The sequence below is a fragment of the Rhodopirellula halodulae genome, from assembly GCF_020966775.1.
In the GTDB taxonomy this organism is placed as follows: domain Bacteria; phylum Planctomycetota; class Planctomycetia; order Pirellulales; family Pirellulaceae; genus Rhodopirellula; species Rhodopirellula halodulae.
The window spans coordinates 682,521-697,771 of sequence record NZ_JAJKFV010000002.1; the positions used below are offsets into that span (position 1 = coordinate 682,521).

General features: G+C 55.4%; 11 protein-coding genes. All 11 read right to left on the bottom strand.

The features are described 5' to 3' along the window. Nucleotides 1–31: 31 nt before the first annotated feature. Nucleotides 32–2,107: a glycogen debranching protein GlgX gene (glgX, locus tag LOC70_RS03450; protein WP_230251838.1), complete on the bottom strand. Its 2,076-nt coding sequence runs from the start codon at nucleotides 2,105–2,107 to the stop codon at nucleotides 32–34. A gap of 9 nt (nucleotides 2,108–2,116) precedes the next feature. Further along, nucleotides 2,117–4,441: a transporter substrate-binding protein gene (locus tag LOC70_RS03455; protein WP_230251840.1), complete on the bottom strand. Its 2,325-nt coding sequence runs from the start codon at nucleotides 4,439–4,441 to the stop codon at nucleotides 2,117–2,119. Between the two features lie 48 nt (nucleotides 4,442–4,489). Then, a complete protein-coding gene (locus LOC70_RS03460) occupies nucleotides 4,490–5,188 on the bottom strand; it encodes an LOG family protein (protein ID WP_230251841.1) in 699 nt (232 codons plus the stop codon). A 69-nt stretch (nucleotides 5,189–5,257) separates the two neighbouring features. Continuing rightward, on the bottom strand, nucleotides 5,258–7,708 hold the full coding sequence (locus LOC70_RS03465) for a phosphoketolase family protein (RefSeq protein ID WP_230251842.1): 2,451 nt from the start codon (nucleotides 7,706–7,708) through the stop codon (nucleotides 5,258–5,260). Between the two features lie 75 nt (nucleotides 7,709–7,783). After that, entirely contained in the window at nucleotides 7,784–9,595 is a 1,812-nt protein-coding gene (locus LOC70_RS03470; protein WP_230251843.1) for a V-type ATP synthase subunit A, read from the bottom strand. After that, complete coding sequence (locus LOC70_RS03475) at nucleotides 9,579–10,235, bottom strand: DUF2764 family protein (RefSeq protein ID WP_230251844.1); 657 nt, start codon at nucleotides 10,233–10,235, stop codon at nucleotides 9,579–9,581. Before LOC70_RS03475 ends, LOC70_RS03470 begins: the two co-directional genes overlap by 17 nt. Continuing rightward, the gene (locus LOC70_RS03480) at nucleotides 10,235–10,891 is read right to left on the bottom strand and encodes a hypothetical protein (RefSeq protein ID WP_230251845.1); all 657 of its coding nucleotides are present in this window, start codon (nucleotides 10,889–10,891) and stop codon (nucleotides 10,235–10,237) included. Before LOC70_RS03480 ends, LOC70_RS03475 begins: the two co-directional genes overlap by 1 nt. Nucleotides 10,892–10,940: 49 nt before the next feature. After that, nucleotides 10,941–11,387 carry an ATP synthase subunit C gene (locus LOC70_RS03485; RefSeq protein WP_230251846.1) on the bottom strand — a complete coding sequence of 149 codons (447 nt, stop codon included), beginning with the start codon at nucleotides 11,385–11,387 and terminating at the stop codon, nucleotides 10,941–10,943. Then, nucleotides 11,378–13,234, bottom strand: a complete 1,857-nt coding sequence (locus LOC70_RS03490) for a V-type ATP synthase subunit I (protein WP_230251848.1) — start codon at nucleotides 13,232–13,234, stop codon at nucleotides 11,378–11,380. Before LOC70_RS03490 ends, LOC70_RS03485 begins: the two co-directional genes overlap by 10 nt. Continuing rightward, on the bottom strand, nucleotides 13,231–13,860 hold the full coding sequence (locus tag LOC70_RS03495; RefSeq protein ID WP_230251850.1) for a V-type ATP synthase subunit D: 630 nt from the start codon (nucleotides 13,858–13,860) through the stop codon (nucleotides 13,231–13,233). Before LOC70_RS03495 ends, LOC70_RS03490 begins: the two co-directional genes overlap by 4 nt. A 6-nt stretch (nucleotides 13,861–13,866) precedes the next feature. Continuing rightward, on the bottom strand, nucleotides 13,867–15,219 hold the full coding sequence (locus tag LOC70_RS03500; RefSeq protein WP_230251852.1) for a V-type ATP synthase subunit B: 1,353 nt from the start codon (nucleotides 15,217–15,219) through the stop codon (nucleotides 13,867–13,869). Nucleotides 15,220–15,251 lie beyond the last annotated feature (32 nt).

The window sequence follows — 15,251 nt, forward strand, 5'->3', positions numbered from 1 at the left end:
AACACCAGTCGGAAAGGATTGGCTTTGCCGGTCAATTGTGGGTCGTTTCATGTTTGATTGCGTACAGCATCACGACAGAACGATCTGCCACGTGATATGAATCCCCATCAACAATGGGAGCCTCGTCCCAAGGAGTGATGTCCTCCGGTGAATCCAGGGCGGTATCGATCCATCGCCGCCAGTGACTTCCAAACAATTGGGGCAACTCAAATTGCAGTGGTTCCCAATAGGCACTGAGAATGAAATGGAACTGCATGTTGGCTTTCGGCAATTCGCCACCGAACGCAATGCAATGGGATGAATCGCTCCAATCAGGTTGATCGAGTCGGATCCCGTGCCACGTTTTTTTCGCGTCTCGCAGCATCTGATTGACGCTGCACCGTTGGCGTTCGTGATCCGGGTTGCGTTGACTGCGGCGTGCGCAAATCAGGGAGACAAAACGGTGCAATTCCGGGTGCCGCTGCAAATTGGTCCAGTCGAACCAACTGAGTTCGTTGTCTTGGCAGTAAGCGTTGTTGTTGCCTCTTTGTGTGTGCCGAATTTCGTCGCCCATTCGAATCATGGGAACACCGAGCGATAGCAGTGTCGTGGCCAGAAAGTTCTTGACTTGGCGGTCGCGAATTTTGTTGATCAAGGGATCTTCGGTTGGGCCTTCTGCACCACAGTTCCAACTGCGGTTGTCATCGTCTCCGTCTCGGTTGTCTTCCCCGTTGTCTTGGTTCTGTTTCTCGTTGTAGGAAACGAGGTCGTTGAGGGTGAAGCCATCGTGACAGGTCACAAAGTTGAGGCTTTGTTCCACTTCCCGTTCTTTGTGCCCGTAAATTTGAGGACTGCCGACGATTCGATCTGCAATCCGAGGGACGGTCCCCGGTTGCCCTCGAAAGAAATCACGGACGTCATCGCGGAATCGTCCATTCCATTCTCGCCATGCGTCGCCAACAAAGCTGCCAACCTGATACAGCCCGGCGGCGTCCCAAGCCTCAGCGATCAATTTGGTTCCCGCTAGAACGGGATCGGATTCAATGTCCCACAGCACCGGTGGATTGGGCTGTGGTTTGCCCGAGCCATCTCGCGATAAGATCGATGCCAAGTCAAACCGAAACCCGTCCACATGCATTTCTTCGACCCAGTAGCGAAGACTGTCGACGATCAACCGGCGAACGATCGGATGGTTCGTGTTGAGTGTATTGCCGCACCCAGAGTAATTTGCGTAGCGCTGCCCACGATCTTCGAGCATGTAGTAGGTCGGGTTATCAATGCCACGAAAACAGAGTGTTGGTCCGTCTTCGTTTCCTTCGGCGGTGTGGTTGAACACCACATCCAGAATGACTTCGATTCCGGCGCGGTGCAGCGCCTTGACCATGTCGCGAAATTCGTTGACTGCGCCAAGTGGATTCTGGCATGAACTGTAGTTCGTGTGCGGCGCGAAGAATGAAATCGGTGCGTAACCCCAGTAGTTGATCTTCCCTTTTGGCGCGTCCTGGACATCGAACTGAAAGACAGGAAGCAACTCGATCGCAGTGATGCCGAGTTGCTGCAGATAGGGGATTTTTTCGATTAGTCCTGCATACGTGCCCCGCTTCGATGAATCCAGCTTGGAACTAGGATGGCGGGTGAAGCCACGCACGTGCATCTCGTAAACGATCGTCTGCGACGCCGGGCGATTGGGAGACTGATCATCTTCCCAGTCATAGGCGGACGGATCGATCACAACACTTTTCATGGATGTCGCTGTGTTGTCGCCTGGCATGGAGGCTGCATCACGGCTGTACCCGTCGGGCACACTCACGCCACGGCCATAGGGGTCGAGCAAAACCTTGTTGGCGTCGAAACGAAAGCCCCGCTCAGGCCGGCGTGGCCCATCCACTCGGTAACCATACAATTGACCGGGCCTCAGTCCAGGAACAAACGTATGCCAGTAGTGATAGGTCCGGTTGCGAATGGGATCGAGCGGGACCACCTGGGCAGGGGCGACATCGTTTTGATGATCAAACAGCAGCAACTCAACTCCTGTCGCCGCGCGTGAATAGAGGCTGAAGTTGACGCCACCAGCGACGATCGTGGCCCCCAAGGGCGCACTTGATCCGGCGTTTTCGGTGGGGCTCATTTCAGTTCCTCACTCATCCTTCACGCGAGACATCCACTGGTTGCCCCAGCCAACATAGAGATCGTGCAAGAATGCCTTCCAGTCTTCCGCTGTCCGGCTGGCGGGGTACGGTTCGGGTGGCACCGGTTTGGAGGCGTCCCAAACCACTTGAAATTGTCCATCGCCACGGATCTGGCCCACTCGTGGTGTCTTGAAGCAATGCTGAGTCTCGGGATCGATGCGGGTGTCGCCTTCTGGAGCTGCGATTCTCTGAGTGAGCATCGCGCGGCGAATCGTTTTGGTTTCGGTGCTTTGCGATTCGCGGACTGCTTGTGCCCACAACATGACTCCGATGTAGGCGTCCTGCATTGGATCCGAGATCACTCGGTGCGGGTGTTTTTCTTTGAACCTTGCGACGAACTTTCGATTCGCATCGGTGTCCAGTGATTCGAAATAGGTCGAGGCGGCGTAGTCGCCCTCCACATCGGCGATATTGAGACTGCGGAGTGTCTGCTCGCCAAGGCTGAATGAAAGACACGAGATGTCCTCTCGTTGGATTCCCGCATTTCGAAGTTCGCGAAAGAAGGCCACGTTCGAATCGCCGTTGATGGTGTTCAGAATCATGTCCGGTTGGGATTTTTGAATCGCACGAACGACCGGTTCGAAGTGAGAGCTGCCCAGGGGCACAAACATCTCGCCGATGAGTTCCGCATCGGTGTTCTGGAGTTGATCTTTGATGACCTCGCTCGCCATGCGCGGGAAAACATAGTCCGAGCCCACGACGAAGAACCGTTTCTTGTGAAGGATCTCCCTGGCCCATGACACCGCCGGAATGATTTGCTGGTTTGGCGCGGCACCCATGTAGACGATGTTTGGTGACGTCTCCATGCCTTCGTACTGAACCGGATAAACCAGCAAGTGGTTGTGCTTTTCAAAGACCGGCCGAACGGTCTTGCGTGACGCGGATGTCCAACATCCAAAGACCGTGCAAACCTTCTCGTCGACGATCAGTCGTTCGGCTTCTCGAGCGAAGGTTTCCGTGTTGGATCGACCATCGGCAACAACCGCCTGCACTTGGCGACCCAGCAAGCCTCCTGACTGGTTGATTTCTTGGATCGCCATGAGCGTGGCATCCACCACACTCGTCCCGTTTGTCGACATGGTTCCGCTTAAAGATTGCAGCACACCGACCTTGATCGGATCGCCTTGCGGAACCGGAATCGAGGAAAAGAAACCTTGGAAGGAAAGGCCGACCAAGACCAAGAGACCAATACCGGCGATTCCCCCCAGAAACCAGCGACGCGATCGTTGTCCCTGCGTCCGCAACAAGGCGGGATGACTCATCCCCGACTGACTGGGCAGTTCGATTTGAGCTTCACCGGAGAGGGCAGCCACAACGGCTTGCAAGTCTCGCAACATCTCCTCCACCGTCTGATACCGATCTGACGGATCCTTTGCCATCGCCCGACCGACAATCGCGGCGCAGGCGACTGGCACAGACGCGTCCAGATCGCGAGGGTCAGGGATACTCTTGTTGCAGTGGGCAAACATGACCTGAACCACACTGTCTGATTCATCGTAGGGCTGTCGCCCTGTTAGCAGGCAATAATAGGTCGCTCCCAGTGCATAGATGTCGGTGCGAGAATCGACGGCTTGTCCTTGGCACTGCTCGGGGCTCATGAAGTAGGGGGTGCCGATCACCGTTCCCGTTTGCGTCATTTGGCCCGCCGAGTCTGCTGACGAGAGTTTGGCGAGGCCGAAATCGGTTACTTTGACGGCACCATTGCCGGACCGCACGAGATTGGCTGGTTTGATGTCACGGTGGACCAATCCTTCGGCATGGGCTGCTGCGACGCCATGACAGGCGTCCAGCATGATCCGAGTGGCCTCCAGGGCGGTGCAGGCTCCGTGCTCTTGCACTTCTTCCGAGACGCTTCCGCCGGTCAGCAATTCCATGACCAAAAAGTGGGTCGGTCCCTCTTGCCCAATTTCATGAATCGCGGCGACGTTGGCATGGCTCAGCTTCCCAGCGGCTTTGGCCTCGGATTGAAAGCGACCCACGGCGGTCGGGTTGCTTGCCGTTTGGTCGGACAGAATCTTGATCGCCACGTCCCGTTCCAAAGATGGATCGTGGGCACGCCAGACGACACCCATGCCGCCTTGTCCTAGCAAGGCGGTGATTTGGTATTTACCCAGTGACTTTCCAATCCAATTCTGAACAGGCAGGCGACCGTGTGAGAGCGGTGCCGTGTCACCTGGCGTCACGCTCATGCTTTCCGTTTCACCGAACTGACGACCTGCGGCCGCAACGCAATCGTCTGGCTTTTTAAGAGGAGGTTGTTGATCGGATGGCATGGAGCGTCTGCTTGCAAGTCGTGGTCAAGGTTGAGTCTTCGAGGCACTCTAGTTCTCCAACCACTTTATTCGGTGTTGTTCGATGATGGCCAAGGCTTCATCGGAATTCGAGACGCATTGAGGGATCTCCATGTCTTGTTCACTGGCCAGCGGTGAATCGGGCGAGAGCATCGACGTCTTCGCCCATTCGATGAGCCCCGGCCACATGTTGCCAACCAAGACCAACGGTGTGTTGTTGAGGTGGTGGACTTGCAGGAGTTGCCAGATCATCAACGTCTCCAGCACAGTACCGATTCCCCCGGGAGCCACGATGAAGGCATCAGAAGTCAGCACGAACTGATGCAGTCGCGTGAAGAACGTCCGATGCTCGAACGTTTGATTGACGAACGAGTTGATTTCTTGTTCGAAGGGTAGGTCAACGCGGATACCGATCGACTGAGCTCGTTCTGGATCGCTCGAAGCGCCTTCGTTGGCAGCCTGCATCAACCCGGGGCCTCCTCCTGTGATGATGTCGCAGCCCATTTCCGCCAGCGCGGCGGCGCAGCGTTTGGTTTCGTCGTAGCCAAACGTGCCGGGCTGAACGCGTGCCGACCCGAAGATCGTCACGCGGTATCGATCTCGCTTGGAAGGTCGCAAACGGGTCAAACGGTTGACGACATCCCACAGGCCGAGCACGGCCTCGGAAAGCACTTCTTTGACATCGTCTTCATCTGCCAAACTGACGGTTGAATCTTTGGTTTCACTCATGGTGTGTGGCTCATGCGTGGGACCCGGTTGTGTCCATTTGGAACGCGGAGGAATCGATAGGAGATTGTGTCAGACGTTGTCGCCCTCGGTGGAAGTGCCTGCCGGTCCGACGTTGGAACAACCGCCCCATGCCCAGCCACTGATTTCGGGCATGTCATCGCCGTATTTTTCGACATACCGTTTGTGGTCGATCAGCTTGTCGTGGAGTCTCTGTTTGAAGTAAGCCGCGCGAGCACCCAATTGCGGCAGACGATCGATCACATCTTCACAGAGATGGAATCGATCCAATTCGTTCATGACAACCATGTCAAAAGGTGTGGTGGTCGTCCCTTCTTCTTTGTAGCCACGGACGTGTAAGTTCTTATGGTTGGTTCGCCGATAGGTGAGCCGGTGAATCAACCAGGGGTAACCGTGGAAGGCGAAAATGATCGGTTTGTCTTTAGTGAACAAGGCATCAAAATCGTGGTCCGACAACCCATGCGGATGCTCGCTTTGAGGTTGCAATTTCATCAGGTTCACAATGTTGATGACCCGGACTTTTAGATCAGGCAAGTGTGTCCGCAAGAGATCAACCGCGGCCAGTGTTTCGAGCGTTGGCACGTCGCCGCAACACGCCATCACCACGTCGGGTTCGGATCCCATGTCGTTGCTGGCCCATTCCCAGATTCCCAGTCCGGCCGAACAGTGTTTGATCGCTTGATCCATGGTCAACCACTGCGGTGCGGGTTGTTTGCCGGCGATCACGACGTTGACATAGTTGCGACTACGCAGGCAATGCTCGGTCACCGAGAGCAGGCAGTTTGCGTCCGGCGGTAGGTAAACACGAATCACCTCTGACTTTTTGTTGACGACGTGATCGATGAAACCGGGATCCTGATGACTCAGGCCGTTGTGGTCCTGACGCCACACGTGGGAGCTGAGGAAGTAGTTCAAGGACGCGATCGGTCTACGCCAAGGAATGTGGTTGCAAGTTTTCAGCCACTTAGCATGTTGGTTGAACATCGAGTCGATGATATGGATGAACGCCTCGTAGCAGGAAAAGAAACCATGGCGTCCGGTGAGCAGATAACCTTCGAGCCATCCCTGACATTGGTGTTCGCTCAGTACCTCCATCACGCGGCCATCCGGCGACAGATGATCATCTTGGGGATAGATGTCCGCCATGTAGCAACGATCGGTGACCTCCAGCACATCTTGCCAACGATTCGAGTTGTTCTCGTCAGGGCTGAACAATCGAAAGTTGTTGCTGCTCAGGTTCTTCCGCATGACATCTCGCAGGTACGTGCCCATCACCCTTGCGGACTCGGCAATCGTTGCTCCTGGGCGCGGGACCGCCACTTCATAGTCGCAGTAGTCGGGCAATTTCAGGTCACGCATGAGCAGCCCGCCGTTGGCGTGCGGGTTGTCACTCATTCGACGTTGTCCCTGGGGAGCCAATTCGGCAAGTTCGGGGATCAACGTTCCGTCGTCGTCAAACAGTTCCTCCGGACGATAGCTTTTCATCCAATGCTCGAGGATTCGGATGTGCTCTTCGTTGTCCATGTCGCTCATCGGCACTTGGTGACTTCGCCAATAGCCTTCGCACTTCTTGCCATCAATTTCTTCTGGGCAAGTCCATCCTTTGGGTGTGCGGAAGATGATCATGGGCCAAGCCGGTCGTTTCACCGAATCTCCGGAACGTGCGTCTTTCCAGATCTGCTTGATCTCAGCGATCACGGTATCCATGACGGACGCCAGTTTCTTGTGAACGACCTCCGGGTCCGTTCCTTCGACGAAGTACGGTTTGTAACCCATTCCTTCGAACAGACTTGTCAGTTCTTGCTTGGGGATCCTCGCCAGAAAACAAGGATTGGCGATCTTGTACCCATTCAAATGCAGGATGGGCAGCACGGCCCCATCGCGGGCCGGATTGAGAAATTTGTTGCCGTGCCAACCGGTGGCCAATGGCCCAGTCTCGGCTTCGCCGTCGCCAACAACGCAAGAGACGATCAAATCTGGATTGTCGAAGGCGGCTCCATAGGCATGGCTGAGAGCGTACCCAAGTTCGCCGCCTTCGTGGATGCTACCGGGCGTCTCCGGTGAAACATGGCTAGGAATGCCTCCTGGAAAACTGAACTGCTTGAAGAGTTTTTGAATTCCCTCTTCGTCTTGACTGATGTCGGGATAGAACTCGCTGTAGGTTCCTTCCAAGTAAGCGTGCGCCACCAGTGATGGACCGCCGTGACCAGGGCCGATCACATAAATCATGTTCAGGTCATCTCGTTTGATCACACGGTTGAGATGAACACAGAGCATGTTCAGACCTGGCGATGTCCCCCAGTGCCCCAATAACCTGGGTTTGATGTGTTCTCGTTTCAGCGGTTCCTTCAACAATGGATTGTCGAGTAGGTAAATTTGACCCACCGACAGATAATTCGAAGCCCGCCAATAGGCGTTTAGCTTGGAGAGTTCTTCTTGGCTCAGCGTCTGGTCGTGGACGTCGGATTGGACAGATTGTGCTTCGTTGGTCGTCGTCGACATCAGTCGCTCCTGGGAACGGAAGGCTGTGTTGTGGTTCGGTCAATTTGAATCGGTAAGCCGCGAACCAGGTATGAATCACGAGGCGGTTTGAGCCAGTTCACGCACCGCTGCTTCGATCGATGCTTTGTAGTTTTGGTAGTCTGCTGAATCTTGCGGGCTGTAGTTCCAGTTCTTATAGAGACCGGTGATTTTGGTGAAAAAATCACGAGCCTCATCGCGAGTTTCAAAGTCGTAATCGCGATCAACAAGGCTTCGAAGCAACTTCAGACTCTCCAATTGTCGCGGGCGCGGCATGCAGGCATCGACTTCATCAAAGGCGTCTTGTTGCAGATAGGCCATGTCAACCAAGACGGATTTCTGCCAAGTGATATAATCTTCCAGCGTGATTCCCTCTTCACCGGTGACCTGCATCATTTGGTTGATTGCGTCGCCTCGCTCGAGCAGTTCCCGCAACTGTTTGACGTCGCGTGTCCAATTGGGATCAAGGTTTTCGCTCAACCAACTCTTGAGTTGGTCCAAGTACCTCGACCAAGAGATCAGCGGGTCGATCGCTGGATAAAAACGTTTGTAGGCGCGGTCATAAGAAAGTCCGAGGAATGCCTTGACGGTGCCGAGCGTCGATTGGGTGACAGGTTCCTCAAAGTTTCCACCGGCTGGTGAAACCGTTCCGATCATCGTCAGGCTGCCCTCTGAATCATCCGCACAGCGAATCAAACCCGCTCGTTCGTAGACACTTTTGATGGATGAATCGAGGTAGGCGGGGAAGGCTTCTTCACCCGGGATCTCTTCCATCCGGCCGGATGTTTCCCGCATGGCTTGGGCCCAACGCGAAGTGGAGTCGGCGATCAGCAGGACATTCAATCCCATTTGGCGGTAGTACTCCGCCAGCGTGACACCCATGTAGATCGATGCTTCGCGAGCGGCAACTGGCATGGAGGAGGTGTTGCAGATGATGATGGTGCGGTCCATCAAGGTGCCACCGGTGCGTGGGTCTTTTGTCTCGGGGTACATCGTGATCGTTTCAACCACTTCGCCAGCGCGTTCGCCGCAGGCCACCACCACCACGATATCGACGCTTGAATACCGGGCGATCGTACTCTGCAAAACCGTTTTGCCAGCGCCGAACGGTCCTGGAATGCACCCGGTCCCACCGTTGGCGATTGGGAAAAACGTGTCGATGATTCGCGTCCCGGTGGTGATGGGTTCTTGGGCGTACAAACGTTCTGCATAACGTCGACGCAACAAGGACTCGGGGATAGGACGGCGAACGGGCCAACGCTGAACCATGGTGATCTCGCGTTCGACGCCACCGGATTTAAACCGCACAACTGGGTCCTGCAGCGTCCATTCTCCCTCACCGATCCAGGTGACTGTGACCGGTTCTTTCTCTCCGAAGGGGACGAGGATCTTATGAGTGAAGGGGCCTTCGGGGACCGTCCCCAGCACTCCACCAGGCGGGACACGCGAACCAACGGAGACGGCCGGGGTGAACTTCCAGGTTTGCTCTAGATTCAGCTGTGGAGCTGACACGCCTCGTGGCAAGAAGAAACCATGTTGTTCCGCCAAATCGTGAAGTGGATTCTGAAGGCCATCAAAGACACGCCCCAGCAAGCCAGGGCCCAAGGTGGCGGACAACATTTCATCGGTCATCTCAACACGGTCACCGACACGGACCCCCGACGTGTCTTCAAAGACCTGCATGTCTGCTGTGCGTCCACGAATTCGCAGCACTTCTGCTTTCAGCCGTTCTTCGCCGACGCAGATGTAGCCCACCTCGTTCTTTTTCACAGACGCTTGTTCGTCGATCTGAACCAGCACCAGACTTTCGCGGACTTGAACGACCGTTGCCGTCTTGGACTCCCTGTTTCCGCTATGCATTTGCGACATGGGTCACCTTGTCGATGAGTTCAGTGAAGCGAGCTTTGGCTCGCGATGGATCACATGCAAGCCATGCTTGGAGCATGTCACACTTGAAGACATATGCCATCACCGCTTGAAACCCGAACATGGATTGTTCGGCGCACCGCGTCAGCCACTGCCAATTCAAACGAACCAACATCCGTTCCAATCCGATCGCGTCACCGGACCACAATCGCTCGGAGACCATCGGCAGCCATGGGAACACATGTTCCAAACCGAAGCACGGAAGTTCCCAGTGTTTGCGAATGTAATGCGCGCGCGGGCCGATTCCCCACCGATGTGGCTCGTCGGAGAGGTCCTGCCCATCGTGCTTCCACCGCAGCGCAGCCAGCAGCGACTTTTGAGTCATACGAAATTCGATGTAGTCATGCAGGGGTGTGTCGAGTTTCTCATCGATGAGTCCCGGCAACGTGGCAATCCGATCCTGGTCACCCAACAGTCGCTGCTCACGCCAGCCGATCAACGACCGAGCATGATCCAATTGCTCGGCGTGCGATGGGCTCAGCCGATTCAATCGTTGCCGCAACCGCAATGGTGAGATCGGCAACCATTTGGCTTTCTCGAAATCTGGTAGATGCGGCAAACTACAGATCAAGTCGTAGTACATCACTTTGTCTCCGCACCCTCCAGAATCGTTTTGAAACGAGGGACCATTCGCTCCGAAATCAGCCGTGCGACAGCGCGGTCGGACAAATCGATTTCCAATTGATCTTGCACCAGTTGGACGCGAACACCGCCTTCGACTTCGTGTGACGGAATCAGCTCGATTCCTTCGCGAAGCATGTCGCTGGACAACGCAAGAATCGCATGTTTGCCTTCTTCTTTGAGGGTGGCCTCGCCCAATAACGCTTGCGAAATTCGGATTTCGATTTGTTTGTCTTGGATATACTCTTCAGCAGCGCCTCCGGCTAAAACCAGCACAAGATTGCGAACCAATTGTTCGTCATGCGTGGCAGAAACGACCAATCGCTTGACGAATTGTTCGAACCGTTCGACGACGCGTGCTTTGAGGTCCAGCACGGTGTCGCGAGCTGCCAATTGCAAAGCATCGAGTGACGCGGTTCGGTGGGCCTCGATTTCAGATTTGGCTTTGCTTCGTTCGGCTTCCGCTTCGGCCTTGGCGGCAGCAACAATCTCCGCGGCCTCCTGGCGTGCTTTGCGCAACAACCGATCGGCTTCGGTTTCCGCCGCTTGGACGCCTTGATCGCGGATCCGCTCGATCAAGTTCTGAACACTTGAGGACGCGGTTGTGTTTTCGTGCATCGTTCTATCCCACTCAGTGGTGGCAGCTTCTAGTTTGCGTTTTCCTGACTTAAGACGGCAATCGACCTGCCAGTACGAGCGCGAATACAAACGCGAACACTGCGAAGCCTTCAATCAAGGCTGCTGGAGCCAGTGAAATCCCAAACACTTCTGGTTTGCTTTTGGAGGAATTGATTGCTGCGGCACATGCTGAACCTTGGGCCAAGGCGCTGACCATCAGGGCGACGCCGGACAACGCTCCCAAGGCAAACATGCCGGGCGAGTTCTCTGGTGAGATCGCCGCAGGCAAAGCCATCGTGACGACGATCCCGTAAATGGTTTGGGACGAGGGCATCGCTGCAACGCCGACATAGCGACCGTAACCACTCTCAACTTCGAGCATCGCGCCACACGCAGCCATGCCACCGCGTAGACAGCCAATCATGCTGCCTACCGCACCCAGTGCGAGCGGCGCATAAAGCCCGATCCACCCCAACGTGATCGCTGTCAATTCCATGTGGAACCTTCCTTTCGCCGAAAAGGGGTGAATCGACGACCATCGTCTTTCAAACCCCAGTTAAAAAATTCGATGACATTGAGCCGCAAACCGTGAATCACACCACTGGACACTCCCAGCAGAAGATTCAGCGCGTGCCCGAATAACAAAACCAGCAATGCAAACAACAATCCGATTCTTGGCAAACCACCATGAATGTCCGCGGCCATGTCATTGAAGGCCGCTGCGAGTGACGCCGATGCCAAGCCGAGCGCAAACAACCGCAGGTAACTGAGCACGTCTCCAAACGCGGCGGAGATTTTGGTCAGGCCAAGCAGACCACTTAGGAGTCGACGCAATGGCTTCTCATGTCGGGCTGTGAAGGCCACCACCATCAGCAACCCGATGATTCCCGCAGCACCGCCGATGATTTTCAGCGGTTGGACAGCGGGAATCGCAGCCCCGGCACCAGCCAATAGACCGCCGGCAACCGCAGCCGCCCAACCCCATGAAGCCAGTCCATCCTGCCAATCGTCATAGCGTCGTGCGTCCATGATATTGGCCAAGATCACATGCAACCCGCCGACCAAAACAGCCACGCCCATCATCAGTTGTGAGTTATTCATGTCCAACAACTGCAACCGGCCAAGCAACGATTCCGGGGGTGGAGTGATTCCGAAGTAGCTGCCCACCAACACCCCATACACCACGGAGAGCAACACGATCAGAGCCAGCATGGGCCGAAAACGTTGGCCGGCCGTGCGTTGCGGGTTCGGTTGCCCCTGCTCGATGTCTTCGGCGGAGGTCAACATCACATCACCCGTCGCGGGTCGGCCGAGCTTTTTCCAGAAGAACAACAACGCAACGCCCAGCAACATCCCGTAACCGGCGTCGGCCAGAATCATCGCGAAAAAGATGGCGAAGGAGATCAACACGATTGACGACGGGTCCCACGTCCAATAGCCAGGCGTCATGTAGAAATTGACGAGATCTTCGCCCGCTTCCAACCGAGTTTCATTCCGCATCAGCGTGGGCGGATCTTCGTTGGGTGTCGGCGGCCGGTGCTCGAACACAATGCCACGCTGGTCCGCCAAGTCAGTCAGCTCGTCCATTTTTTCGGCGGGGACCCAAGCTTCCATCGCAAAGACGGGATCCAAGTCTGAGGTTTGCATTGCAGCGCCCGCTCGAGCCGCTGCGTCTTCTAACATTGCCAGACTGCGCGCCAGCAACAAACACCACCGCGTCAGATACGCCCGTTCGGCTTGTGCGTCCTCGATCGCCAGTTCCACCTCTTCCAATCGCTGTCGCAATTCATGGGGTGAGCGTGAACCGATCTTTTCGCGTGGTACCGGCATGCCCTGTGGCTCCTCCGCTGAGACCACCACCAGATAACAGCATCGATGATCACGCCCGACCACTTCCCGGGCGGTTGTCAGGTCCTGGTTGGGCGGCAGCTTGGTCAGGTCCTTGTGCGGGACCATGTAAAACCACAGTCGCAAACCGTTCATCTGCTCAGGAGATGCGAAAGTAAAATCACCAAACGGTTTGCTGGCTTCCAACCGGAGCAACAGATCATCTCGTTCTGACTCGAGAGACTGAATCTGGGCCTGCAGTTGCAAAGCCCGCTGCTCGACTTCCGTCGCGTCGAACTGGCTGCGGTCACGCACTTGACGACGTCGTTGCGGTGCGGTCAGCAGAAACTTCAACGCTTCACGAGATTGGCTCGATGGTCCACCAACAGCGACATGCCCGTCACCACCGAGTGGAATGATTTCCAAACTACCAAATCGATGCAGGTCATCGAGCCATGGTTCTTTTTCGCTGCTCAACCCGACAAAGGTGGCCCGTTCCAGAGGGACGATGCTCATGGATCTGTTCCCTCGTTGTCCCAGCCATCGGCCGCTTGTTGTTGCTTGAGCTTTGCCAATTTCGACGTGATCACGGCGGCACGTTCGGCATCGCCCAAGTAGATTTGAATGCGTTGGATGTTTTCCTTGGCCGTTGGGATCAGCACTTTGTCGAACAGGTTGACGCGTTGCGTGATTCTGCGGACCGCTTGGCGAAGGATCTGCACACGCTGTTCGGCGATCTTTGAGCGAACCCGAGCTTCGGCAGCATCCTTGAGTCGCTGAACCAGAATGTCGATCCATGCCGGAGTCGAGAGACGCGAATAGTCGGCGACAACAAATTCGATTTGATCCAGGATCGGCAGTCGGGTGCCCACGACGTTTTGTTCGCCGACTTGGTAACCTTTCATTTTTACCAGGCCACTGAGATCCAATTGCTCATCCGCGAGCATTGGTAACTCTTGCCCGATCCGCGTCTCAAGTTCTTCCGCAGTTGCAATCGCGGTTTCGAGTTCAGACTGCGCTTTCTGGGCTTCGACGGTGAGCTGGCGACGCTTCAAATCCAGGGACGGCAGCAGCTTCGTGTACAGCTTCAATTGCTGTTGCTGTTGCTGAAGTGAATTCTTGCTGAGTCGCAGTTTGGCCATCCCGCTCTATTCCTCGCTGGCTTGTGATGGAACGGTGAGCTTGGGAAAGTACTTGTCGATCAGATGTTGTTTCATCAACAACTCCTGTGGATCAAAACACTCGGCAAGCGTCTTCCAGCAAAGGTCGAGGGCTTCGGTCACGCCCATCGAAACACTGATGTCCATGAATCGCTCACGGAACAGATCGCCATACTTCAACAGCTTCTCATCAAAGGATGACAACCCGAATGCCATCGCCTGTTTTCGCTGAGCTTCGGCAGCCTCGGAATAGAAGCGGATCATTGTGTTCATGATCTGCGAATGATCTTCGCGTGTTGATTTGCCGATGACATGTTGCTTCAACCGCGATAGCGAACCGAAGGGATCGAGGATGCCACCGTGCAAGTAGAACTGCCCCTCGGTGATGTAACCGGTGTTGTCGGGGACGGGGTGAGTGACATCGTCGCCGGGCATCGTGGTCACCGTCAAAATGGTGACCGAACCAGCACCTTTGAAGTCACACGCTTTCTCGTAACGTTGAGCGAGTTGTGTGTACAAATCGCCCATGTACCCACGGACTGCTGGGATGCGTTCTTGAGCGACACCGATTTCTTTCATGGCATCGGCGTAAGCGGTCATGTCAGTCAACAACACCAGCACGCGTTTGTTCTCTTCCACCGCGAATTTTTCGGCCACCGTCAACGCCATGTCGGCGACCAACAATCGCTCGACCAACGGATCGGATGCTTGATTGACAAACATCACGGTGCGGCCGAACACGCCATGTTCTTCAAACGCCGTTCGAAAGAAGTGGTAGTCGTCAAAGATCAGTCCCAAACCGCCGAACACCAGCACATCAGCATCCGCCTGAAAGCCGATCCTGGCCAGCAGATTGTTGTGAGGCTCGCCCGCGACTGAGAAGATCGGAATCTTTTGGCTCTCGACCAAACAGTTGAACAGGTCGATCATCGGCACGCGGGTTTCGATCATCTTGGTCGGCATCACGCGCATGACAGGATTGACTGTCGGACCACCGACCTTCACATGCGGGTCCCCCGACAAATCAGGGCCACCATCCATCGGCTCGCCCGACCCGCGAAAGATTCGGCCGAGGATGTTCGGTGAGTAAACCACGTCCAGCTGTCGTCCGAGAAAACGGACGGTGGCATCTGTCGAGAGTCCCTTGCCGCCGGCAAACACTTGCAAGCTGACCAGGTTTTGATCCAACCCAATCACACGCGCGAGAGAGACTTCACCATCGGTGTTTTCGACTTCTGCCATATCGCCAAGTGCAACACCTGTGGCTCGCAAGCGAATCACATCGCCGACAATTTGTTCGACACGGGTGTGGCGTAGCAGTTGTTGTAAGTGTGCAACCATTTTTGATTCGGTCCCTTCCGGACGTCGAGCGC